This is a genomic window from Erythrobacter sp. (assembly GCF_011765465.1).
In the GTDB taxonomy this organism is placed as follows: Bacteria; Pseudomonadota; Alphaproteobacteria; order Sphingomonadales; family Sphingomonadaceae; genus Erythrobacter.
In genome coordinates, this window is the sequence record NZ_CP050265.1 from 1,863,495 (window position 1) to 1,884,812 (window position 21,318).

At 68.5% G+C, this 21,318-nt stretch carries 22 protein-coding genes and 1 tRNA gene; 13 read left to right on the top strand and 10 right to left on the bottom strand.

Features of this window, described 5'->3' with window-relative positions:
• Positions 1–42: 42 nt before the first annotated feature.
• The gene (locus G9473_RS08950) at positions 43–1,224 is read right to left on the bottom strand and encodes a phosphoserine transaminase (RefSeq protein WP_291132628.1); all 1,182 of its coding nucleotides are present in this window, start codon (positions 1,222–1,224) and stop codon (positions 43–45) included.
• A gap of 354 nt (positions 1,225–1,578) precedes the next feature.
• Here G9473_RS08950 and G9473_RS08955 point away from each other — a divergent pair, with 354 nt between their 5' ends.
• On the top strand, positions 1,579–2,760 hold the full coding sequence (locus G9473_RS08955; protein WP_291132630.1) for a glycosyltransferase family 1 protein: 1,182 nt from the start codon (positions 1,579–1,581) through the stop codon (positions 2,758–2,760).
• Positions 2,761–2,782: 22 nt separating this feature from the next.
• On the opposite strand, the gene G9473_RS08960 is transcribed toward G9473_RS08955, so the two are convergent.
• Both G9473_RS08960 and G9473_RS08965 read right to left on the bottom strand, forming a co-directional pair.
• Positions 2,783–3,259, bottom strand: coding sequence for a hypothetical protein (locus G9473_RS08960; protein ID WP_291132632.1), 477 nt, complete (start codon positions 3,257–3,259; stop codon positions 2,783–2,785).
• Positions 3,260–3,388: 129 nt separating this feature from the next.
• The gene (locus G9473_RS08965) at positions 3,389–4,042 is read right to left on the bottom strand and encodes a PadR family transcriptional regulator (protein ID WP_291132633.1); all 654 of its coding nucleotides are present in this window, start codon (positions 4,040–4,042) and stop codon (positions 3,389–3,391) included.
• Positions 4,043–4,142: 100 nt separating this feature from the next.
• Here G9473_RS08965 and G9473_RS08970 point away from each other — a divergent pair, with 100 nt between their 5' ends.
• The 3 genes from G9473_RS08970 (at position 4,143) to G9473_RS08980 (ending at position 6,502) form a co-directional block, all read left to right on the top strand.
• On the top strand, positions 4,143–5,465 hold the full coding sequence (locus G9473_RS08970; RefSeq protein ID WP_291132635.1) for a replication-associated recombination protein A: 1,323 nt from the start codon (positions 4,143–4,145) through the stop codon (positions 5,463–5,465).
• A complete protein-coding gene (locus G9473_RS08975) occupies positions 5,462–6,358 on the top strand; it encodes a hypothetical protein (RefSeq protein WP_291132637.1) in 897 nt (298 codons plus the stop codon). Before G9473_RS08970 ends, G9473_RS08975 begins: the two co-directional genes overlap by 4 nt.
• A 68-nt stretch (positions 6,359–6,426) precedes the next feature.
• Positions 6,427–6,502 (top strand) — tRNA-Thr (locus tag G9473_RS08980).
• Positions 6,503–6,517: 15 nt separating this feature from the next.
• Here G9473_RS08980 and G9473_RS08985 read toward each other — a convergent pair.
• Positions 6,518–6,913 (bottom strand): hypothetical protein, encoded by a 396-nt coding sequence (locus G9473_RS08985; protein ID WP_291132639.1) that lies wholly within the window; start codon positions 6,911–6,913, stop codon positions 6,518–6,520.
• A 122-nt stretch (positions 6,914–7,035) separates the two neighbouring features.
• Between G9473_RS08985 and G9473_RS08990 the strand changes: the two genes are divergently transcribed.
• Complete coding sequence (locus G9473_RS08990) at positions 7,036–8,316, top strand: NADH:flavin oxidoreductase/NADH oxidase family protein (protein ID WP_291132641.1); 1,281 nt, start codon at positions 7,036–7,038, stop codon at positions 8,314–8,316.
• Between the two features lie 69 nt (positions 8,317–8,385).
• Here the strand turns inward: G9473_RS08990 and G9473_RS08995 are convergent, their stop codons facing one another.
• From G9473_RS08995 to queF, 3 genes are all read right to left on the bottom strand, one after another.
• Entirely contained in the window at positions 8,386–9,090 is a 705-nt protein-coding gene (locus G9473_RS08995) for an autotransporter outer membrane beta-barrel domain-containing protein (RefSeq protein ID WP_291132643.1), read from the bottom strand.
• 60 nt (positions 9,091–9,150) lie between these two features.
• On the bottom strand, positions 9,151–9,501 hold the full coding sequence (locus G9473_RS09000) for a hypothetical protein (protein WP_291132645.1): 351 nt from the start codon (positions 9,499–9,501) through the stop codon (positions 9,151–9,153).
• A 116-nt stretch (positions 9,502–9,617) separates the two neighbouring features.
• Positions 9,618–10,079 carry a preQ(1) synthase gene (queF, locus tag G9473_RS09005; protein WP_291132646.1) on the bottom strand — a complete coding sequence of 154 codons (462 nt, stop codon included), beginning with the start codon at positions 10,077–10,079 and terminating at the stop codon, positions 9,618–9,620.
• A 941-nt stretch (positions 10,080–11,020) separates the two neighbouring features.
• Between queF and G9473_RS09010 the strand changes: the two genes are divergently transcribed.
• The 8 genes from G9473_RS09010 (at position 11,021) to G9473_RS09045 (ending at position 18,182) form a co-directional block, all read left to right on the top strand.
• Positions 11,021–11,875 carry a sulfurtransferase gene (locus G9473_RS09010; protein ID WP_291132648.1) on the top strand — a complete coding sequence of 285 codons (855 nt, stop codon included), beginning with the start codon at positions 11,021–11,023 and terminating at the stop codon, positions 11,873–11,875.
• A complete protein-coding gene (gene metC / locus G9473_RS09015; protein WP_291132649.1) occupies positions 11,872–13,095 on the top strand; it encodes a cystathionine beta-lyase in 1,224 nt (407 codons plus the stop codon). Before G9473_RS09010 ends, metC begins: the two co-directional genes overlap by 4 nt.
• Complete coding sequence (locus G9473_RS09020) at positions 13,092–14,168, top strand: mechanosensitive ion channel domain-containing protein (protein WP_291132651.1); 1,077 nt, start codon at positions 13,092–13,094, stop codon at positions 14,166–14,168. Before metC ends, G9473_RS09020 begins: the two co-directional genes overlap by 4 nt.
• 81 nt (positions 14,169–14,249) lie before the next feature.
• Complete coding sequence (gene cobA / locus G9473_RS09025; protein WP_291132652.1) at positions 14,250–15,032, top strand: uroporphyrinogen-III C-methyltransferase; 783 nt, start codon at positions 14,250–14,252, stop codon at positions 15,030–15,032.
• A complete protein-coding gene (locus G9473_RS09030; RefSeq protein ID WP_291132654.1) occupies positions 15,029–15,328 on the top strand; it encodes a DUF2849 domain-containing protein in 300 nt (99 codons plus the stop codon). Before cobA ends, G9473_RS09030 begins: the two co-directional genes overlap by 4 nt.
• A gap of 1 nt (position 15,329) precedes the next feature.
• Entirely contained in the window at positions 15,330–16,958 is a 1,629-nt protein-coding gene (locus tag G9473_RS09035; protein ID WP_291132656.1) for a nitrite/sulfite reductase, read from the top strand.
• Positions 16,951–17,430 carry a DUF934 domain-containing protein gene (locus tag G9473_RS09040; protein WP_291132658.1) on the top strand — a complete coding sequence of 160 codons (480 nt, stop codon included), beginning with the start codon at positions 16,951–16,953 and terminating at the stop codon, positions 17,428–17,430. Before G9473_RS09035 ends, G9473_RS09040 begins: the two co-directional genes overlap by 8 nt.
• Positions 17,427–18,182, top strand: coding sequence for a phosphoadenylyl-sulfate reductase (locus G9473_RS09045; protein ID WP_291132660.1), 756 nt, complete (start codon positions 17,427–17,429; stop codon positions 18,180–18,182). The genes G9473_RS09040 and G9473_RS09045 overlap by 4 nt, the downstream gene beginning before the upstream one ends.
• Before the next feature lie 4 nt (positions 18,183–18,186).
• On the opposite strand, the gene G9473_RS09050 is transcribed toward G9473_RS09045, so the two are convergent.
• From G9473_RS09050 to cgtA, 3 genes are read right to left on the bottom strand one after another with little or no spacing between them, the layout of a single operon-like run.
• Positions 18,187–19,131 carry an NAD(P)-dependent oxidoreductase gene (locus tag G9473_RS09050; RefSeq protein ID WP_291132662.1) on the bottom strand — a complete coding sequence of 315 codons (945 nt, stop codon included), beginning with the start codon at positions 19,129–19,131 and terminating at the stop codon, positions 18,187–18,189.
• Positions 19,128–20,255, bottom strand: coding sequence for a glutamate 5-kinase (proB, locus tag G9473_RS09055; protein ID WP_291132664.1), 1,128 nt, complete (start codon positions 20,253–20,255; stop codon positions 19,128–19,130). The genes G9473_RS09050 and proB overlap by 4 nt, the downstream gene beginning before the upstream one ends.
• On the bottom strand, positions 20,240–21,310 hold the full coding sequence (cgtA, locus tag G9473_RS09060) for an Obg family GTPase CgtA (protein WP_291132665.1): 1,071 nt from the start codon (positions 21,308–21,310) through the stop codon (positions 20,240–20,242). The genes proB and cgtA overlap by 16 nt, the downstream gene beginning before the upstream one ends.
• Between the last annotated feature and the right edge of the window lie 8 nt (positions 21,311–21,318).

The following is a 21,318-nucleotide window of genomic DNA, read 5'->3' on the forward strand; positions in this document are numbered from 1 at the left end:
GTCCCCGCGTTTGCGGGGATGACGAGGGAAGGGAAAGGAGGCTCAGGCCGCGCCCTTGACGGTGGCGTACGCCCATTCGATCCACGGCAGGAGACGCTTGATATCCTCCTGTTCGACCGTGCCGCCGCACCAGATGCGCAAGGACGGGGGCGCGTCGCGATAGCCGTTGAAGTCGTAGCCGACGTGCCGCTCCTCGAGCAGTTTGACGATTTTCTTGGGTACCGCCGCCTTCTCGTCCTCGGGCAGGTTGTCGTACCATTCGCCCTGGAAGACCATGCACACGCCGGTGTTCGTGCGCAGCGCGGGATCATCGACCATGTTGCGCAGCCACGGGGTCGATTCGATCCAGTCGTGGAGGATCTTGGCGTTCGCATCGGCGCGCTCGATCATCGCCTTGCGCCCGCCGATCGACTTCGCCCATTCGAGCGCGGCGATGTAATCCTCGGTCGCCAGCAGCGAGGGCGTGTTGATCGTCGCGCCCTCGAAGATACCGCGGTTGAGCTTGTCGCCCTTCTTCAGGCGGAACAGCTTGGGCAGCGGCCATGCGGGATCGTAGCTTTCAATCCGCTCGACCGCCTTGGGGCTGAGGATGAGCATCCCGTGCTGGGCTTCGGAGCCCATCACCTTCTGCCAGGAATAGGTCGTCGCATCGAGCTTCGGCCAGTCCATTTCCTGCGCGAAGATGGCGCTGGTCGCATCGTTGATGGTGACGCCTTCGCGGCCCTTTTCGAGCCAGTCGGTGTTCGGAATCTTCGCGCCGGAGGTCGTGCCGTTCCAGGTGAAGACGACGTCGTTGCGCTGCGGGATCGTGGTGAGGTCGGGGATCTGCCCGTAGTCGGCGGAAAGGACCTGCAGGTTGGGAAGCTTCAATTGCTTGACCGCATCCTGGATCCAGACATTGCCGAAGCTTTCCCACGCCGCCACCGTCGCAGGGCGCGCGGGGTCGAGCATGGTCCACATCGCCGCCTCGAGCGCGCCGGTGTCGCTCGCGGGCATGATGCCGACGAGATAATCGTCGGGCACGCCGAGCAGCTCTTTCGACAGGTCGATCGCGTATTTGAGACGGCCCTTGCCCTCTGCCGAACGGTGCGAACGGCCGAGCGAGGCGGTCTTCAGCTTGTCGAGGGACCAGCCCGGGAATTTCACCGTGGGGCCGGAGGAAAATTGCGGACGTTCAGGTTTCACGGGCGGCTCGTGCAGGAGCCCGCGTGCGTATGCAGTCATGTATTCTCTCCTTCCAGAGAGCTCGCGCGGCGTTGGGACCGCGTGGCCCGCAGACGCAGTTAGAGGGATTGCGGGACAAGTCAATGACGCTGCGAGTTTATTTCTCACGGCGCTGTTTTCGGGAACTTTTCCGACCACATCTGCGTTACGCGCGCACCCGAGCCACGGCCCTGCCGTCTCCACCCTTGCACAAGATCCGGTCGCCGGGATGCCGAATCCGTCGGCCCTGCCGCCCGGCCTGCGCCCATGGCGATGCTCGCGGTGCGACACCGCACGTCAGCTCGCTCACCCCTTTCGGTCTCCTTGACCTGTCTGCTTGAGCGCGCGCCTCCGCTGGCCTAAACGGACCGGCTAATGGAAACCCGTGACCTCCGCATCGCCCTGTTCAGCGGCAATTACAATTACACCCGCGACGGGGCGAACCAGGCGCTCAACCGGCTGGTGGGCTCGCTGCTCGGCAAGGGTGCGGCCGTGCGGGTCTATTCGCCGGTCGTGGCCGAGCCCGATTTCGAGCCGACCGGCGACCTCGTCGGTGTGCCGAACATCCCGATGCCGGTGAAGGGGCGCGGCGAATACCGCCTGCCGACCGGGCTCGGCGGCAAGGTGAAGCGCGACCTCGAACGCTTCAAGCCCAACATCGTCCACCTTTCATCGCCCGATCCCGCAGGCCACGCCGCGCTCAGATGGGCGCAGGAGCACGACGTGCCGGTGCTCGCTTCGGTCCACACCCGGTTCGAGACCTATCCGCGCTATTACAACATGGCCTTCCTCGAGCCGCTGGTGGTGCGGTTGCTGCGGCGGTTCTACAATCGCTGCGACGCGCTCGTCGCGCCCTCGCAGAGCATGATCGACGAACTGCTGGCGATGAAGATGCACGACGACATCGGCCTTTGGAGCCGCGGGGTCGACCGCACGGTTTTCGCCTCTTCGCGGCGCAATCTCGAATGGCGCCGCTCGCTCGGCCTCGCCGACGAGGAGGTGGCGATCGTCTTTCTCGGGCGGCTGGTGATGGAAAAGGGGCTCGACATCTTCGCCGAGACGATCGTCCAGTTGAGGAAGCGCCAGGTCCCGCATCGGGTGCTGGTGATCGGCGACGGCCCGGCGCGCGGCTGGTTCGAGGAGGCGCTGCCCGGCGGCATCTTCGCAGGGTTCAAGACCGGCGCGGCCTTGGGCGAAGCGCTCGCCAGCGGCGACGTCTTCTTCAACCCGAGCATCACCGAGACCTTCGGCAACGTCACCCTCGAAGCCATGGCGAGCGGGCTTCCGGTGGTCGCGGCGGGGGCGACTGGCGCGTCCAGCCTCGTGGTCGACGGGAAGACTGGGCGGCTGGTCCCACCCGGCAATGCCGGCGCCTATGCCGAGGCGATCGCGCCCTATTGCACCGACCCGGCCCTGCGCGCGGCCCACGGTGCGGCCGGCGAAGCCAGGGCGCGCGAATACAGCTGGGAGGCGATCAACCAGGTCGTCGCCGACATCTACATCCGGCTTGTCGAGGAGCGGCGAAAGCTCCAGCAGCAGGAAGCCGAAGCGGCCTGACGCGCCTCGCTCGCCGGGCCGGTCAGCGCATCACCCCCGCCCGCGTCATCCAGCGCGAATAGGCCCACTGGCCGATGATGGTCGCGAAGATCAGCGCGTTGAAGCCCCAGAAGAACACGCCCGCGCTGACGCCTTCGAGCGGTGCGACCAACTGGTAAATGACGCCCAAGACGAAGCCGATCGCCGACAGCGCGAAGGCGAGCGCGGCGAAGCGGCTGCGCAGCAGGATCAGCACCGACCCCGCGACCGCGCCCCACACGCCGAAGCCATAGGCGATGTCGGCCCAGAGCGGGTAGTTGGCGAAATAGTCGCTCACCACTTCAGGCGTTGTCCCGAGCATCTCGGCCTGCCGGGCGAAGAATTCGGGGCTCGCCTGCTTGACCTGCAGGTAGTTCGCAGCCCCGCCCCCGCCGTTCCAGAGCAGGCCGAGCACGCCGACCACCCACAGGTGCCACGGCGCTTTGGCGCGTGCGCCATCTTTCGGAATCGTATCGGCCATTGCCAAGCCTCCCCTTCCCCGAGGCGCGACCCGTCATGCGAGGCTAGGCCGAAGGGGGCCACGCGGCAACCACGCTTGCGGACGAACCGCGCGAACGCCTCTGCGAACGGCCTCGGCAAAGCGCGGCGGCTAGAGCCGCTCGATGCGCTTGGCGACCTCGTCGATGATGTCGACGATCTCCTCCATCGCCGCCTTGTCGAGCCCGCCGGAGCGCGCCTTGTTGCGCAGGACACTGGCGAGGTTGCCGAGCGCGCGCATCAGGTCGGGCGAGCGGGCCTTCTGAGCACGGTCGCCCTGTTCGTCCAGCCGACCCATCAGCGCCTCGACCTCGTCCCTGCGCTCTTCCAGCTCGGCGCGGCCCTCCTCGGTCGCCTCGAAGGGCTTCTTCGCGCCTTCCGCCTCGGCCTCTGCGATCTTTCCCTCGTCGGCGAGCAGCTGGAGCGTCGGATAGACCGCGCCCGGGCTCGGCGCATAAGTGCCGCCGGTCATGTCCTCGATCGCCTTGATGAGTTCGTATCCGTGGCGCGGCTGCTCGGCGACGAGCGCGAGGAGAGCAAGGCGCAGTTCGCCAGACCCGAACATCCGCTGGCGCCGCCGACGCCTTCCGCCGCGCGAGCCGCCGAAAGCGTCGCCCATGTCGTCGGCAAAGTCCGCGCCCCAGTCGGCGTTCCAGCCACCTCTGCGCCCGCCCGAGGCGGCCATCGCCATCAGCGGGCCGTAGAACTGCCACGCCGAACCGCGCCGCCCGCGCCCGCCATGGCGGGTGTACCGAAATCCTGTCATTGCATCCTCCGTGTCTTAGATGGCTCAAAGATATATCTTGGATACAGCGATGCAAGCGCGCCGTGGCATTTTCCGACCGAAAGCCTATGTCGCCGGACGAATGGCAGACCTTTTCGGAGACGACGCACCCCCGCCCCCTTCGCGCAATGCCCTGCGCGAGGATGCCCCCTTGGCAGACCGCCTGCGCCCGCAGTCGCTCGCCGAGGTGATCGGGCAGGAGCACCTCACCGGGTCCGAAGGCGCGATCGGGCGGATGGTCGCTGCCGGGAGGCTTTCGAGCATGGTGTTGTGGGGCCCGCCCGGCACGGGCAAGACCAGCATCGCCCGCCTGCTCGCGGACGCGGTCGGGATGCGCTTCGTCTCGATCAGCGCGGTGTTCTCCGGGGTGGCGGACCTCAAGAAGGCTTTCGCCGAAGCGGACCGCATGGCCGAGGCGGGGCAGAAGACGCTGCTCTTCGTGGACGAGATCCACCGCTTCAACCGCGCCCAGCAGGACGGCTTCCTTCCTTACGTCGAGCGCGGCACAGTGACGCTGGTCGGCGCGACGACCGAGAACCCGAGCTTCGCCCTCAACGCCGCGCTGCTCAGCCGCGCGCAGGTCTTGATTCTCGAACGGCTCGATCACGAGGCGCTCGGCAAGCTGCTCGCCCGCGCCGAGGCGCTCGAAGGGCCCCTGCCGCTGACGGACGACGCGCGCGCCGCGCTTATCGCCAGCGCCGACGGCGACGGGCGCTTCCTCTTGGGACAGGCCGAAACGCTCTATAATGCGGGGCTAGCCGAGCCGCTCGGCCCGGCGGAGCTGGGTGCCTTCCTCCAGCGCCGGGTGGCGGTCTACGACAAGGACCGCGACGGGCATTACAACCTCATCAGCGCGCTTCACAAATCGCTGCGCGGCTCCGACCCGCAGGCGGCGCTCTACTACCTCGCGAGGATGCTGACCGCGGGCGAGGAACCGCTCTATGTCCTGCGCCGCCTCGTGCGCTTCGCCTCGGAGGATATCGGGCTTGCCGACCCGCAGGCGCTCACGCAATGCCTCGCGGCGAAGGACGCCTACCAGTTCCTCGGCAGCCCCGAAGGCGAGCTCGCGATCGTGCAGGCGTGCCTCTACTGCGCCACCGCGCCCAAGTCGAACGCCGCCTATGCCGCCCAGAAGGCCGCGTGGAAAAGCGCGAAGGAGACGGGCAGCCTGATGCCGCCCGCCAACATCCTCAACGCGCCGACCAAGCTGATGAAGGACATCGGCTACGGCGAGGGCTATTCCTACGACCACAACTCCGAGGAAGGCTTTTCGGGCGACGATTACTGGCCGGAAGGGATGGAGCCGGTGGAATTCTACGCCCCGGTGGAACGCGGCTTCGAACGCAAGGTCCGCGAACGCATCGCCTACTGGAACCGGCTGCGCGAAGAACGGCGCGGGGGATGAGGCGCTTCGACCATTTCCTCGCCATCGACTGGTCGGGCGCGGCGGGGGAGCGGCATCGCGGCATCGCGCTGGCGCTCGCCCACGCCGAAGGCGGTCCGCCGGTGCCGGTCGAGCCCCCGCATCCGCGCGGCTGGTCGCGCGGTGAGGTGCTCGCCCTGCTGCTGGACCTGCCGGATGGCACGCTGGTCGGCATGGACCTTGGCATCTCGCTTCCCCATGCGGATTGCGGAGCCTTCTTTCCCGGCTGGGAGGCTTCGCCAGCGTGTGCGCGCGAATTATGGGCATTGATCGACTCACTGGCGGCTGACGACGATCACCTCGCCGCCTCCTCCTTCGTCGACCATCACGAAATCGCGCCCTTTTTCCGCCGCCACGGTGGGCGCGAAGGCGCCCGCTTCCGCGCCGGCCCAATCGCGCAGGGGGCCGCGCCCGGGCGCGGGCGGCTGCGCGTGACCGAGCACGCCCAGGCGGCGATGGGATTGAAGCCGTATTCCAATTTCAACCTCGTCGGCGCGGCGCAGGTGGGGAAGTCCTCGCTCACCGGGATGCGCCTGCTCCACCGGCTGGCAGGTCGCCTGCCCGTCTGGCCGATCGACCCGCTGCCGCCGCGCGGATCGGTGGTGTGCGAAATCTACACCTCGCTCGCCGCGATCGAGGCGGGGCGCAGCGCAGCGCGCGCCAAGATGCGCAGCTTCGAGGAACTGAACGCGGCGCTCGGCGCACTCGGCTCGCCGCCGGTGCCCGGCGAAGGCCCGCTCGACGACCATTCCTGCGACGCCGCGCTCACCGCCGCCTGGCTGCGCGCCGTCCACCGCGAGGACGCACGCTGGAACCCGCGCGCCCTGACCCCCGCCATCGCCGCGACGGAAGGCTGGACTTTCGGAGCGTTTTGATCGGCCCTACCGCTTCGCTACTTGAGGGCAGGGAAGGTTTGGCATAGGGCACCTCACCTTCGCGAGAAGCCGGCTTAGCTCAGTTGGTAGAGCAGTTGATTTGTAATCATCAGGTCGCGGGTTCGATTCCTGCAGCCGGCACCATCGCCCGACCACGCCTCACGCAGCCGCACCCGGCGGCGCTACGAGGCCGAGATACTGCATCAGGCACGCCTGCCCCACCATCACCGCGAGCCAGTGCAGCGCCGCCGAAACGGTCTGACCCGTGCGCATCTCGTAGGCCATGAAGGTCACCCACAGCACGGGCACGACGAATCCGATCCAGATCACCACGGCGCTGCCCACCGCCATCACCCATTCGCCCGCCTGAGGCGGCGCGAGGATCAGTGCGCCTGCAAGGATCGAGGCGAGCCAGAACTCGGCCAGCGCCGCGCCCGCGAGCGTCTTCCAGCCGGGCAGCAATATGTCCGAGGCGCGCAGCCAGACGATCCCGATGACAAGGCCCAGCGCGGTCGCGGCGGCGATCGGGAGGAAGTTGAGAAGAATGTAGATCATGGTCGTGCCCCTTGCCCCATCAATGCGCGAGTCCCCATCGGGTGCCGAACCGCCGTGTGCTTGAGCGCGAGGCGAGGATAGGCCAGAGATGTTGCATTTCCAGCGACAGCGGAGCGCGACCAATGCTCGACGAGCCTCTCACCCTGCCCTGCGGCGCCGTGCTGCCCAACCGGATCGCCAAGGCGGCGATGACCGAAGGGCTGGCGACACCTGACGGCGTTCCGACTGGCGAGCTCGAGCGGCTCTATGGCCTGTGGTCGGATGGCGGCGCGGGCCTGCTGCTCACCGGCAATGTGATCGTCGATCACGACCACCTAGAGCGCCCCGGCAATGTCGTGATCGAGCGCGAACCCGATGCGGAGATGGCCGCAGCGCTCGCGCGCTGGGCGAAGGCGGGGACGCGCGGCGGAAACCATCTCTGGGCACAGATCAGCCACGGCGGGCGGCAGGTTCAGAAAAGCGTCAACCCGGCCCCGAAATCGGCTTCCGACGTCCAGCTTGCCCTGCCCGGCGGGCAATTCGCAAGGCCCGTCCCGCTCACGCGCGAGGAGATCGCCGACCTCGTCAATCGCTGGGCGGTGGCGGCCAAAGCGTGCCGCGAGGCAGGCTTCACCGGCGTGCAGGTCCACGCCGCGCACGGCTATCTCGTTTCGCAATTCCTCAGCCCACGCGCGAACCTTCGCACCGACGAATATGGCGGCAGCCTCGAGAACCGCGCGCGCTTCCTGCTCGAGATCGTGGCCGCGGTGCGCGCGGCGGTCGGGCCGGACTTTCCCGTTTCGGTCAAACTCAACAGCGCCGATTTCCAGAAGGGCGGTTTCGATTTCCATGACAGCCTGAAAGTCGTCGAATGGCTCGAGGAAGCCTCGGTCGACCTGATCGAGATCTCCGGCGGAACCTACGAACAGCCCAAGCTCATGGGCATGGAAGGCATGGAGGAAGAGGAAAAGCAGGATGTCGCCCCCTCGACCGCCGCGCGCGAGGCCTATTTCGTCGATTTCGCCAAGGCGATGCAGGACGAGGTGGCGGTCCCGCTGATGGTGACGGGCGGCTTTCGCAGCCGGGCGGCGATGGAGCAGGCGCTCGCAATCGGGGCGGCGGACGTGATCGGGCTGGGCCGCCCGATGTGCGTGATGACCGACGCGCCGCGGCGCCTGCTCGACGGGCTGGAACGCCTGCCGCGCTACGAGGACGATCTCGAAGTGATCCCTTCCTGGCTCGGTTTTCTCAAGCGGTTGCAGGTGATGAAGGCGGTGAACGGCTTTGCCGGGATGGCGTGGTTTTACCATCAGCTCTGGATGCTCGGCCGCGAGGGGCGGACCGAGGAGGGCATGGCCCCGTTCAAGGCGTTCCTCGCGCTCGAAAAACGCAACAAGGCGATCCTCGCCGCGCGCGCGGGCTGAAGCGGCGGACAAAGCGAGGGGGCCGGCCGCTCGCGCGGCCAGCCCCCTTTGTCGTTGCGCTTGCGGCGATCAGAAGGCGATGCGCGCGGTCGCGCGGGCCGAGTTCCCCCGGTAGCCCTCGTTGAAGTCGCCGAGATAGCCCACGTCGATTGCGAAGGTCTCCGACACGTCGATCGAGGCACCCGCGGCGAGTTCGAAGCGGTCGCATTCGCGCAGCGGAAGCGCCGTGAAAAACGTGCCGAGCTGCGAGGAGCTCAGGCGGAAACTGCGCTGCGAATCGGCGAGATCGCGGATGACATTGCCCGACACCAAGCCGCTGACGCCTTCCGACACCCGCGCGCCCAGTTGGAGCCCGCCGCGCAGCTCGAGGAATTCGGCATCGCCGCGCTCGACCGTGAAGCCGAAGCTGCCGGCCTCGGTCACGTCGTCGAACTCGATCCGCGCCGCATTGACCCCGATCGTCGGGGTGATCGACACGTTCTCGTCCGCGATCAGGTCGTAGCCCGCCGTCGAACGCGTCATCAGCCCGTCGAAGTCGTAGTTCGACGCGATCGTCCCGAGGAAATCGTCACGCCGGCTCTCGATCTCGCCGGTGGGGTAGGCGACTTCGGTGTTGATGAAGCCCCGCTCGAGGAAGCTGGCGGCGATGTAGCCGCCGAGCTTGATGCTCTCCGCCTCGTTCAGCTCGGTCGGGATGCGGTCTGCGCGCAGGTCCTGCGTCTCGATGTCGGCATAGCTCGCGACAAGCCCGAGCCGCACGCCTTCGGTCCGCAATGGCGAAGATCGCGCGCGCGTTCTCTCCGCCGGCGATGATCGAACCGGTGACCGAATTGGTTATGACCGAGCTGGCCCCGCGACGATGCCCCACGAATCCCCGTTCTGCGTGGTAATCAGACCTTTGTTGAGAACCGTCGCATCCGCACCAAGCCGAACGGCGTCCGCGCTGCCCAGCGCATTGCCGTCATTGATCGTCGCGATCGTCCCGTTGTTGACCAGCGTGACGCGCTCGGCGGTGTCCATGTCGATCGCTTCGCGGCCGGCTCCGGTGGCAAGGATCAGGCCGTTATTGGTGATGGTCGAGGCCGTACCGAGATCGAGCGCGTCGGCATCGACCACCATATCCCCGTCCATCGTGGCATCCACGTTCAGCAGCAGGTGCGCGAGGCGCGGACCCGATGCGCGCAAATCCCCTTCTGCACTGCGGTCTTCATGCCGCTTGCTGTGACAAGGCTATGAAAATGCGATCGGTTCCGCAAGGCTGGTTGCGGCTATAAATATTTGTTATACATAGGAATTAGAGACTACCCCCGGCCGCGGTAAGGGGCCACTCCCTGGTCGGGCAACCACAGGTCTTCGGGCGGCCTGCCGGTCTGCCAGAACACGTCGATCGGGATGCCGCCGCGCGGATACCAATAGCCCCCGATGCGCAGCCAGACGGGCTTCATTTCCTCCGCTAGCCGCTGTCCGATCCCGACCGTCACGTCCTCGTGAAAGCCGTTGTGGTTGCGGAACGAGCCGAGGAACAGCTTGAGGCTTTTCGATTCGACGATTGTCTCCCCCGGCGCGTAATCGATCACAAGATGGGCGAAATCGGGCTGGCTCGTGACCGGGCAGAGCGAGGTGAATTCGGGCGCGGCGAAGCGCACCAGGTAAAGCGTGCCTGGGCGCGGATTGGGGACGTAGTCCAGCCGCGCCTCTTGCGGAGAGGCGGGCAGCGGGGTGTCCTTGCCGAGGAAGGCGGGGCCGGATTGTGTGGTTTCCATGCCGCGCTGTTGCCGGGAAAGGACGGGCGGTGCAAGGCGGGAGGTGGCCTTGGGGCGCGCCGCGTAACGGGAAATCGGAACTTCGCCGAAAACGACGCATGGTGCGCCGGTTTCGGTTTGAGGACGGGTTACGACCGGCCAATGCGCCCCGCTGACGACCTGCTGCGCCCGCTTGTGACCTGCGCGTCTCGCCTCGTGGCGACACTCGCTCTCGCGCTCGGTGCAGCGAACGGCCTCCCGGGCGGGGCCGCTGCCCAGCAGCGCCCGGAAAGCTTCCTGCTGCAGCCCCGACCAACCCCCGGCCCGCGCCCTCACCATCCGAAAGACCGCCGGTCCGGGTTACCGCCCGGCCTGCGGTCCCGCCCGCGACCGGCGGTGAGGGCAATTCCACCGGTGCAGCGCCGGCCCCGGCCAACGACCTCGCCCTACCGCAAGTCGCAGGCCCGGATGGGCCGGCCATCCCTCCTTTGGACGACAGCACCGCCCCCCTCCCGGCTCCCCCGAACCCGGCGGCGACGACGGATGCCGGGGCGAACCTGGAATTGCGGGTCCACCGGCCAGGGTTCCTCGACTTGATGCGCGCCTAGGAGAGCTGGATCCTCGCCGGGCTCGGCCTGCTGGTCGCGCTGTTGCCGCCCCTCTGGATCGCGGAGCGCCGTCGCCGCCGCACGGCCCCGCCGCGCCTCTCCCCGCCGGAGCCCCGGAGCCTAGCGGGCGCGGGGCGTGCGGCGCAGCCGCGCCCCGCGCCCGCTCCCACCTCCTTCCACGGCATCGCTTCGCAGCCGGCGCGGATCAACGCACGGCTCGACGTGGTCGGCTTGATCCCCGGCCTCGCCGCGCAGCTCGTGCGTATCCCGCAAGCGCCCGCCGCGCCTGCCGGATCGCGCCCGGCCTCGCCGCCCCCCTTGGCGCGGAGCCGCTGGCGCGCTACCCGCCGGGGGATGGAAAGTTTCCCGAGCCTCGTTTCGAGCGACTGGCTGGCCGAACGGCTGGACGGTCCCGGCATCGCCGTGCTCGACGCCTCGCGCCACCTGCCCGCCACCGGCCGCGACCCGCAGGCCGAATACGAGTCGGCGCATATCCCCGGCGCGCGCTTTCTCGACCTTGCGAGCCTGACCGACCCTGCCTCGCCCGTCCCCGCCGCGCTGCCCACCGGCGAACAGGTCGCAGCGCGGCTCGCAGCGCTCGGTATCGGGCCGGAGACGGCCATCGTCCTCTACGACGACAGCGCGGTGAAGACCTCGGCCCGCGCGTGGTTCGCCCTGACGGAAGCGGGCCGCGAACGGGTCGCGATCCTCGACGGCGGGTTTGCGAAATGGCGCGCCGAAGGCCGCCCGCTCGAAAGCGGCCCACCGGTCGTCGAGCGCGCCGAGCCCCAGCCCCTGCACACCGCGCGGCGGGTGCGGAGCAAGGCCGATATGCTCGCCAACCTCGATAGCGGGGCCGAACAGGTGCTCGACGCGCGCGGGGCGGACCGCGTCTTCGGCACGGGGCAAGATCCGGTCCACGGAGGGGCGAACGGTCGCATTCCGGGCTCGAGGAACCTGCCCTTCGGCGAAGTCTTCAACGAGGACGGCACGTTCAAACCGCCCGAGGAGCTGCGCCGCGCGTTCGAGGCGGCGGGCATCGACCTTGCCCGCCCTCTCGTCACCACCTGCGGCAGCGGCGTCACGGCAAGCGTGCTGCTCTTCGCGCTCCACCTGATCGGCAAGCAGGACGCCGCGCTCTACGACGGCAGCTGGATGGAATGGGGCGCCGACCCCGCCACCCCCAAGGCGCAGGGGCCCGAGGCATGAGCGGCGGGAAGGAGCCCGAAAACCTGCGCGAGGCGACACGCCTCGCCCGCGCCGGACGGCGGAGCGAATGGACCGGCAAGGTCGTCAACACCCCGGTCTGGCGCGGCTCGACGCATCTTTACGAAAGCGATGCCGAGCGCAAGCGCGCCGGCGGCAGGGACCATGACGGCCAGTTCTTCTACGGCAGGCGGGGCGCGCCGACCCAGTGGTCGCTGGCCGAGGCGTTGACCGAGATCGAGCCGCGCGCGGAAGGAACCGTGCTCTACCCGAGCGGCGTCGCCGCGATCGCGGGATGCCTGCTCGCGGTGCTGTCCCCCGGCGACCGCCTGCTGATGAGCGACAATGCCTATGATCCCTCGCGGAGCATGGCGACCGGGCTGCTCGCACGGCTGGGGGTGGAAACGCGCTTCTTCGACCCGCTCGACCTTGCCGCCTATGCCGCCCTTGTCGCCGAGTTCCGCCCGCAGGCGGTCTGGCTCGAAAGCCCCGGCAGCCTGACGATGGAGGTGTGCGACGTGCCCGAACTCGCCCGCATCGCGCGCGAGGCGGATGCGGTCAGCATCATCGACAACACCTGGGCGAGCCCGCTCGGCTTTCCCGCGCTGGAGCGCGGCTGCGACATCGCCATGATGAGCCTGTCGAAGCACGTCGGCGGCCATTCCGACCTCATGATGGGCTCGGCGAGCGCGCGCGAACCGCTTTACCGCAAGCTGCGCCGCACCGCGCAGGAGCTCGGCCAGGTCGTCTCGCCCGACGACGCCGCCCTCGCCGCGCGGGGCCTGAGGACGATGCAGGTCCGGCTCGAAGCCTCGACCAGAAGCGCCGCGCGGATCGCCGCTTGGCTCGCGGAGCAGCCGCAAGTGGCGCGCGTGATGTGCCCGTTGCTCGAAAGCGATCCGGGCCACGCGCTCTACAAGCGCGATTTCGCCGGCGGCTGCGGATTGTTCAGCTTCGTCCTCGACAGCGACGACATGAAGGCATCGGGCCGGGTGGTCGATGCGCTCGCCCTGTTCGGCATCGGCTATTCGTGGGGCGGCTATGAAAGCCTCGCCCTGCCGATCGCACCGCACACCCACCGCACGGTCATGGCATCGCCCACGCGGCCCGGCGGGGCCGGGGGTGGCACGCGGCCCGCCATTCGCCTATCGATCGGGCTCGAGGACAGCGAGGACCTCATTGCCGATCTTGCGCGGGGCCTCGCCCGCATGGACGCCGAATGACCGCGACGACACCGCCGACACCAGCCGCGACCGGAACCGAGGCCGCCCCGCCGCCCGAACCGGCGCTGCCGGGCCAGGTCTGGAGCCTCGCCGAGACCGCACCGCAGGACAAGATCATCGGCGTCGCGAGCGGTGCGAAGGAAGGCATTGCCAGCCAGAGCGAGACGGTCGGCGCGGTGGTCGAGGGGCTCGACAGCTGGGCCTTCGTCATCGGCACGGTGCGGATTTCGGCGTTCGACATCCTGTTCGTGCTGGCGACGATCCTGATCGTGCTCGGCGCGGCGTGGCTCGGCACGCGGCTGGTGCGCAAGGCGTTCCGGCGGATGAACCGGCTCGACGGGGCGCAGCAGCTGCTCGCGGAGAAGATCGCGACCATCGTGATATGGACCGCGGCCTTCTTCATCGGGGTCGACCTGCTCGGCATCGATCTGACCGCGCTCGCCTTTTTCGGCGGCGCCTTCGGCCTTGCCATAGGTTTCGGCTTGCAGAAGACCTTCGGGAACCTGATTTCGGGCATCATCCTGCTGCTCGACAAGTCGATCAAGCCGGGCGACGTCATCTCGGTGCACGATTCCTCGGGCGCCGAAAGCTTCGGCCAGATCCGCAAGATCGGCATCCGCGCGATCTCGGTCATCACCCGCGACAGGACCGAATACCTGATCCCGAACGAGACGCTGATGATCAACCAGGTCGTCAACTGGTCCTATTCCTCGCGCGATGTGCGGGTGAAGGCGCCGGTGGGCGTGTCCTACAATTCCGACATCGAGCTGGTGACGAAGCTGCTCTACCAGGCCGCCGAGGACACCGACCGCGTGCTCAAGACGCCGAAACCGCGCGTCAACATCATGGAATTCGGCGATTCCTCGGTCAATTTCGAGCTGCGTTTCTGGATCCAGGACCCGGAGGAGGGGATGGCGAACATCCGCTCCGACATCTACCGGCGCATCTGGCACCTGTTCAAGGAACACGGGGTCGAAATCCCCTTCCCGCAGCGCGACCTCAACGTGCGCCAGTCCGAGCAGTTCGACCGGTTGATCGCGGCGCTCGAGGGGGACCCGAAGACAACGGACTGAGCCGGGCGCACAAGTTTCGCTTGCGCGGGGCAAAATCATTCTCGCTGGCGGGTGCGCGCGGTTTCGCGCATCTCGCGGGCCATGCAAAGCACCTCCTCCACGCAGGCGCTCGTCCCGGGCACGGTCTTTCTCGTCGGCGCGGGGCCGGGCGATCCGGACCTTCTCACCCTGCGCGCCGCGCGGCTGGTCGAGCGCGCCGCCACCATCGTCCATGACGGGCTCGTCAGCGACGACATCCTCGCCATGGCCCGCCCCGATGCACGGCTGATCTCGGTCGCCAAGCGGCGCGCGCGTCACACCCTGCCGCAGGAGGAGATCAACGCCCTGCTGGTGCGCGAGGCGCTCGCCGGGCGCGACGTGGTGCGCCTCAAAGGCGGCGATCCCTTCATCTTCGGGCGTGGCGGCGAGGAGGCCGAGGCGGCACGCGCGGCAGGCGTTCCGGTCGAGATCGTGCCGGGCATCTCGGCCGCGAACGGCGCGGCGGCGGCGTCCGGCATCCCGCTCACCCACCGCGACGCGGCGAGCGTCGTCAGCTTCGTCGCGGGCCAGTGCAAGGGGCTATCGGACCAGGACTGGTCGGGCCTTGCCGGCAAGGGCCGCACGCTCGTCATCTACATGGGCGTGAGGACCGCAGGCAAAATCGCCGAAAAGCTGATGGCGGACGGGCTTTCCCCCGCCATGCCGCTGGCGGTGATCGAGAACGGCGCGCGGCCCGAAATGCGGGTCGTGAGGGGACCGCTCGCAGGGCTCGCGGACCTCGTCGCGGACCACGGGATAAAGAGCCCCGCGCTGATCGTCATCGGCGAGGTCACGCAGCGCGACGACGTGGCGCTCGCGCGGATCGCGATGGAGGCGCACCAGTGAAAATCCTGACCGGAAACGATCTGAACACGGGCGCAGTCGTGTGGTGGACCGGCGAGTTCTGGTCGCTCCACGTCGACGAGGCGGTCGATGTCGGCGACCGCGCCGAGGAAATCATGGCGGCCGAAGAAGCCGCGCGCCGGGTCAACGTGCCCTATGCGATCGAAGCGACCCGCGAAGCCGACGGCCATGTCCGCCCCGCCCATATCAAGGACCGCGTGCGCGCGCTCGGCCCGACGGTCCGCCCGGACCTGACGCTGAAGCCGCAGGACCCCGAAGCATTGGACTGGGTGATCTGAGATGTATTTCTACGACCACTACGACCAGGCGATGGTCGATGCGCGCGTCGCGGAGTTCCGCGACCAGGCGCGCCGCCGCCTCGAAGGCAAGCTTACCGAGGACCAGTTCAAGCCGCTCAGGCTGATGAACGGGCTCTATCTCCAGCTTCACGCCTATATGCTGCGCGTCGCGATCCCCTATGGCACGCTCAATTCGCGCCAGATGACGATGCTGGGCGACATCGCGGACAAGTATGACCGCGGCTACGGCCATTTCACGACGCGGCAGAACATCCAGTACAACTGGGTGAAGCTGGAGGACGCGGCCGACATCCTCGCCGACCTCGCCACGGTCGAGATGCACGCGATCCAGACGAGCGGGAACTGCATCCGCAACATCAGCAGCGACCACTTCGCCGGCGCGACCTTCGACGAGGTGACCGACCCGCGCCCCTATGCCGAACTGCTGCGCCAGTGGTCGAGCTTCCACCCGGAATTCAGCTACCTCCCGCGCAAATTCAAGATCTGCGTGATCGCGTCGGAAAAGGACCGCGCGGCGATGCGGCTGCACGACATCGGCATCCGGATTATCGAACGCGACGGCGAGCTCGGTGCGCAGTTCTTCGTCGGCGGGGGCATGGGCCGCACCCCGATGATCGCGCCCATGATCCGCGAATTCGTGCCATTGGATCACCTCGTGACCTATGCCGAGGCGTGCCTTCGGGTCTACAATCGCTACGGGCGGCGCGACAACAAGTACAAGGCGCGGATCAAGATCCTCGTCCATGAACTCGGCGCGGAGGAATACACGCGGCAGGTCGAAGAGGAATTCGCGCACCTGCTCGAACAGGGCGTCGAGCCGCCCTTCGCGGAACTGGAACGCATCCGCACCTTCTTCAACGACCCGCCGTTCGAGGACGGGCCGAAGACCGTGGACCGCTCCGACCCCGATTTCGCCGTCTGGGTCGACCGCAATACCCACCGCCACAAGCACGACGCCTATGTCTCCGCCGTGATCTCGCTGAAGCCGGTCGGCGGCATCCCCGGCGATGCCACGGGCGAGCAGATGCGACTGATGGCGCGGCTGGCGAAGGAATACTCCTTCGACGAGATCCGCGTGATGCACACGCAGAACGTGGTCCTTCCCCATGTCGCCATCCGCGACTTGCCGAAGCTCTGGGCCGAACTCAACGAAGCGGGTCTCGCCGCGCCGAACATGGACACGATCGAGGACATTATCGCCTGCCCCGGCCTCGATTACTGCTCGCTTGCCAATGCCCGCTCGATCCCGCTCGCGCAGCGCATTTCCGAAAGGTTCGATGCAAGCGGCAAGACCGGCAAGCTGGGCGAACTGAAGCTCAAGATCTCCGGCTGCATCAACGCCTGCGGCCACCACCATGCCGGCCACATCGGCATCCTCGGCGTCGATAAGAAGGGCAAGGAGAACTACCAGCTCTCCCTCGGCGGCAGCGAGGCGGAGGACGTGAGCCTCGCCCGCATCACCGGCCCCGGATTCGACGAGGACGGGGTAATCGAAGCCGTCGAGAAGGTCACCGACCTCTACCTTGCCGAGCGAACCGAGGGCGAGCGCTTCATCGACACCTACCGCCGGCTCGGCATGGAGCCCTTCAAGGAGGCGCTTTATGAATAACGCCGCCGATTTCGGCACGAGCCCCGACGACGTGCAGTTCCGCTTCCGCGACGACGAGCCGGTCGATCACGGCACGGTCACGGTCGATTCCGCGCTGGAGCAGACCAACGCCACCGCCGTGCGGATCGAACCGGGCGACGACGCGCGCCTCCTCCTGCCCTTCCTCGACCGGCTGGCGCTGGTCGAGATCAACTTCCCCGCCTTCACCGACGGGCGCGGCTATTCCGCGGCGCGCATCCTGCGCGAGGCGGGCTATACCGGCGAATTGCGCGCGGTCGGCGATGTCCTGATCGACCAGCTTTCCCATATGCGCCGCTGCGGCTTCGACAGCTTCGCGCCCGACCGGCGGCTCGACGAAGAGGACGCGCGCCGCGCCTTCGCGACGTGGGAGAACGTCTACCAGCACGCCGCCGACACCCGCTTCGGCGCGCGCGCGACCATCCCGCAAGAACGCCACGGGGCTGACGCATGAACGATCTTCGCAAGATCGACCGGCTCGACGCCGCCCCGCGCTTCACAGAGCACGACGCGGTGCGTCTCAACCGGATGTTCCGCGGCGCCTCGACGCAGGAAATGCTCGCCGCCGTGATCGAGGGCGACCTCGCGGGCGAGCTTGCCGTGGTGTCGAGCTTCGGCGCGGAAAGCGCGGTGCTGCTTCACCTCGTCGCCGAGGTCGACGCCCGCATCCCCGTTCTCTTCCTCGACACGGGCAAGCATTTCGCCGAAACGCTGGCCTATCGCGACGCGCTGGTGGAGCGGCTCGGGCTCAATCTCGTGGTTCTCGAGCCCGACGCAGCGGAACTCGCGGCGAAGGACGAAAGCGGGCTTCGATGGTCCTATGACCCCGACGGCTGCTGCGAGATCCGCAAGGTGAAGCCGCTCGCCAAGGCGCTCGAGCGGTTCGATGCCAGCCTGACGGGGCGCAAGGCGTTCCAGTCCTCGACCCGGGCGAACCTGCCGCGCTTCGAGATCGACACCTCGGACGCGCAGGGGCGACTGAAGATCAACCCTCTGATCGACTGGTCGGCGGCGGACATCGCCGCCCATTTCGAGGCCCACGACCTGCCGCCACACCCGCTGGTGGCGCGCGGGTTCCCCTCGATCGGCTGCGAACCGTGCACCCACAAGGTCGCGCCGGGCGAAGACCCACGCTCGGGCCGGTGGAAAGGCTGGGACAAGACCGAATGCGGCATCCACAAGCCGGGCGAGGAGCCGTTCCTCTAGGCCGTCACAGCCACCCCTCGCGGACGTACCACTCGGCGGTCGCCTTCAGCCCCTCTTCCCCGCCGATGCGCGGCTCCCAGATCTCGCCCGGCACCTGGCGATCCGAACGCGCGACCCAGTTGGGATGCGCCATGTAGCCGACGCGGTCCGCGGTGAGCTTGGCCGCGTCGCCGCGCAGCATCCGGTCGGCGCGCGCCGCCATGTCGAGCACGCCGCGCGGCAGGTGCGGCGCGAAGACCGCCCTGCGCCCCACCGCGCGGCCGATCGCCTGCGCCAGTTCCTTGTGCGCCCAGCCGCCCTCGCGCCCGTCGTCGGGTTCGAACACCTTGCGAAAGGCAGCTTTCGGGCCATGCGTATCCCCAAGCGCGACCAGCAGCGCGGCAAGGTCGTGCGCATGGATGATCGAGGTCGCCCCGCCCGGCGGCAGGGGAACCACGCCGAGCCGCGCCGAGCGGAAGAGTTCGAACATATCCGTATCGCGCGGGCCATAGACCGCGGGCGGGCGCACGATTGTCCAGGTGAGGCCGCTTTCCATCACCAGCTTTTCGGCCCGCGCCTTCGAGGCGCCATAGGCCGAAAGCTCGGGTTCGCGCGCGGAAAGCGAGGAGACGAAGACGAAGCGATCCACGCCGGCAGCCTTCGCGGCGGCGATCATGTTCGCCGTGCCCGCGACATTGGCGCGCTCGAATTCGGCCGGATCGGGCGTGTTGGTAAGGCCCGCGACATGAATGACCGCGTCCGCGCCTTCGCACAATTCCTCGAGCGACGTCTGGTCGTGCAGCGTGCCCTCGACCCATGCCACCCCGTCGCGCGCGGCCTGTGCGCGGCGGGTGAGCGCGCTCAGGTCGTGCCCGTGGCCGAGCGCCTCGTCCAGCACAGCGCTGCCGACGAAGCCGGTCGCCCCGGTCAGCGCGAGCCGCGCGCGGAGCCGCTGGAACGTGCCGCTCACGCGCGCACCATGTGGTCGCGGTGGACGACCGCCGCGCGCGGGGCGTAGCCGAGCCGGGCTTCCTGTTCGCCCGTGCTGAGCCCCGCGATGGCGCGGCATTCCTCGGCGGAATATTCGACGAGGCCCTGTCCCAGCCGCTCGCCCTTCGGCCCATGGAGCGAGACGAGCGCGCCGCGCTGGAATGCGCCCTCGACCTCGACGAGGCCCGCTGCGAGCAGGCTCGCACCCTCGGCGAGCGCCTTCACGCAGCCCTCATCCACGGTCAGCACGCCCTCGGGCGCGAGCCGCCCGCCGAGCCACGCCTTGCGCGCGCTGTCGGTGCGGACGGGGAGGAAGATCGTGCCGCGCTTCGTCTCGCGCAGGCGGGAAAGCGGCGCTTCGCCGCGCCCGTCGATGATGCCGAGCGCGATCCCTGCCCGCTCCGCGATCCGCGCCGCCTGCAGCTTCGCCAGCATCCCGCCCGAGCCGAGGCCCGAGCCCGAGCGCGCGTCGGCCATGGCGATGATTTCGGGCGTCACGCCCTCGACTCGCGCGAAGTGGAGCGCGCCTTCCTCGGAGGGAGGGCGGTCGTAAAGCCCGTCGACATCGCTCAGCAGCAACACGCCGTCCGCCCCCGCCGCCTGCGCGACGCGGGCGGCGAGCCGGTCATTGTCGCCGAAACGGATTTCCTCGGTCGCCACGCTGTCGTTCTCGTTCACCACCGGCACGGCCCCGCGCGCGAGCAGCATCTCGAGCGTCGCCGCGGCGTTCAGATAACGCCGCCTGTCCTCGAGGTCGCCGAGCGTCACCAGCATCTGCGCCGCGACGAGCCCGCGCGTCTCCAGCACGCCCGCCCACAGCTGCGCCAGCGCGACCTGTCCGACCGACGCCGCGCCCTGCGCTTCGGCAAGGCTCGCCCGGCCGCCTTTCGCCAGCCCCAGCCGCGCCGCGCCCAGCGCGATCGCGCCCGAGCTGACGACGATCACCTCGGCCCCGCCCGCGCGCAGGGCCGCAAGGTCGTCGGCCAGCGTCTCGAGCCATTCGCGGCGCGGCTCGCCCTTGTCGACCAGCAGCGCCGAGCCGACCTTGACCACCAGCCGGCGGCAGCGCGCCGGGTCGAGCAGGGCTGTCAGATCGGGGACCACTCGCCCGGCTCCCCGCCGTCTTCATCATCGACCTCGGCCGCATTCGTTTCGGTCGAGGTGCGCGTCGGCAGATAGGAAAGGACCGCATCGAGCAGCGGCTCGATCCCTTCGCCGGTCGCGCCCGAAACCGCGAAGACCTCCTCCGCCCCCGCCTCGATCAGCTCCTCGGCGAAGCTCTCCACCAGTTCCTCGTCGGCAAGGTCGAGCTTGTTTAGCGCGACGAGGCGCGGCTTGTCCGCCAGCCCTTCGCCATAGGCTTCGAGCTCCTCCTCGACGATCCGCATGGCGGTGGCCGGGTCCTGTTCGCCGGTGCCCGAAATGTCGATCAGGTGGATCAGCACGCGGCAGCGCTCGATATGGCCGAGGAAGCGGTCGCCGATGCCCGCGCCGTCGGCCGCGCCCTCGATCAGGCCGGGAATGTCGGCGAGCACGAATTCGCGCCCCTTGTGCCGCACCACCCCCAGTTTGGGCACGAGCGTCGTGAAGGCGTAGTCGCCGACCTTGGCGCGCGCGTTCGACACCGCATTGATGAAGGTCGACTTGCCCGCATTGGGAAGCCCCACCAGCCCGACGTCGGCGAGCAGCTTGAGCCGCAGCCAGACCCACATTTCCTCGCCCGGCTCGCCCGGCTGGTGCTGGCGCGGCGCGCGGTTGGTCGCGGTCTTGTAGGAGGCGTTGCCGCGCCCGCCCATCCCGCCTTCGAGCAGGGTGAGGCGCTGGCCGACCTCGGTGAAATCGGCGAGCACTTCCTCGCGGTCGTCGGAGATGACCTGCGTGCCCACGGGCACCTTGATGACGAGCGGCTTGGCGCTTGCCCCGGTGCGGTTCTTGCCCATGCCGTGCCCGCCGCGCGCGGCCTTGAAATGCTGGGCGTAGCGAAAGTCGATCAGCGTGTTGAGACCCGGCACGGCTTCGAACACGATGTCCCCGCCGCGCCCGCCGTCACCGCCGTCGGGCCCGCCGTATTCGATATATTTCTCGCGGCGAAAGCTGACCGCGCCCGGCCCGCCCGCGCCCGATTTCAGGTAGATCTTGGCCTGGTCGAGGAAATGCATGGGCTGCA

Coding starts and splice junctions, on each gene's coding strand:
- G9473_RS08950 (WP_291132628.1), bottom strand. CDS start 1,224: ATGACTGCATACGCACGCGGGCTCCTGCACGAGCCGCCCGTGAAACCT.
- G9473_RS08955 (WP_291132630.1), top strand. CDS start 1,579: ATGGAAACCCGTGACCTCCGCATCGCCCTGTTCAGCGGCAATTACAAT.
- G9473_RS08960 (WP_291132632.1), bottom strand. CDS start 3,259: ATGGCCGATACGATTCCGAAAGATGGCGCACGCGCCAAAGCGCCGTGG.
- G9473_RS08965 (WP_291132633.1), bottom strand. CDS start 4,042: ATGACAGGATTTCGGTACACCCGCCATGGCGGGCGCGGGCGGCGCGGT.
- G9473_RS08970 (WP_291132635.1), top strand. CDS start 4,143: ATGGCAGACCTTTTCGGAGACGACGCACCCCCGCCCCCTTCGCGCAAT.
- G9473_RS08975 (WP_291132637.1), top strand. CDS start 5,462: ATGAGGCGCTTCGACCATTTCCTCGCCATCGACTGGTCGGGCGCGGCG.
- G9473_RS08985 (WP_291132639.1), bottom strand. CDS start 6,913: ATGATCTACATTCTTCTCAACTTCCTCCCGATCGCCGCCGCGACCGCG.
- G9473_RS08990 (WP_291132641.1), top strand. CDS start 7,036: ATGCTCGACGAGCCTCTCACCCTGCCCTGCGGCGCCGTGCTGCCCAAC.
- queF (WP_291132646.1), bottom strand. CDS start 10,079: ATGGAAACCACACAATCCGGCCCCGCCTTCCTCGGCAAGGACACCCCG.
- G9473_RS09010 (WP_291132648.1), top strand. CDS start 11,021: ATGGAAAGTTTCCCGAGCCTCGTTTCGAGCGACTGGCTGGCCGAACGG.
- metC (WP_291132649.1), top strand. CDS start 11,872: ATGAGCGGCGGGAAGGAGCCCGAAAACCTGCGCGAGGCGACACGCCTC.
- G9473_RS09020 (WP_291132651.1), top strand. CDS start 13,092: ATGACCGCGACGACACCGCCGACACCAGCCGCGACCGGAACCGAGGCC.
- cobA (WP_291132652.1), top strand. CDS start 14,250: ATGCAAAGCACCTCCTCCACGCAGGCGCTCGTCCCGGGCACGGTCTTT.
- G9473_RS09035 (WP_291132656.1), top strand. CDS start 15,330: ATGTATTTCTACGACCACTACGACCAGGCGATGGTCGATGCGCGCGTC.
- G9473_RS09040 (WP_291132658.1), top strand. CDS start 16,951: ATGAATAACGCCGCCGATTTCGGCACGAGCCCCGACGACGTGCAGTTC.
- G9473_RS09045 (WP_291132660.1), top strand. CDS start 17,427: ATGAACGATCTTCGCAAGATCGACCGGCTCGACGCCGCCCCGCGCTTC.
- cgtA (WP_291132665.1), bottom strand. CDS start 21,310: ATGCATTTCCTCGACCAGGCCAAGATCTACCTGAAATCGGGCGCGGGC.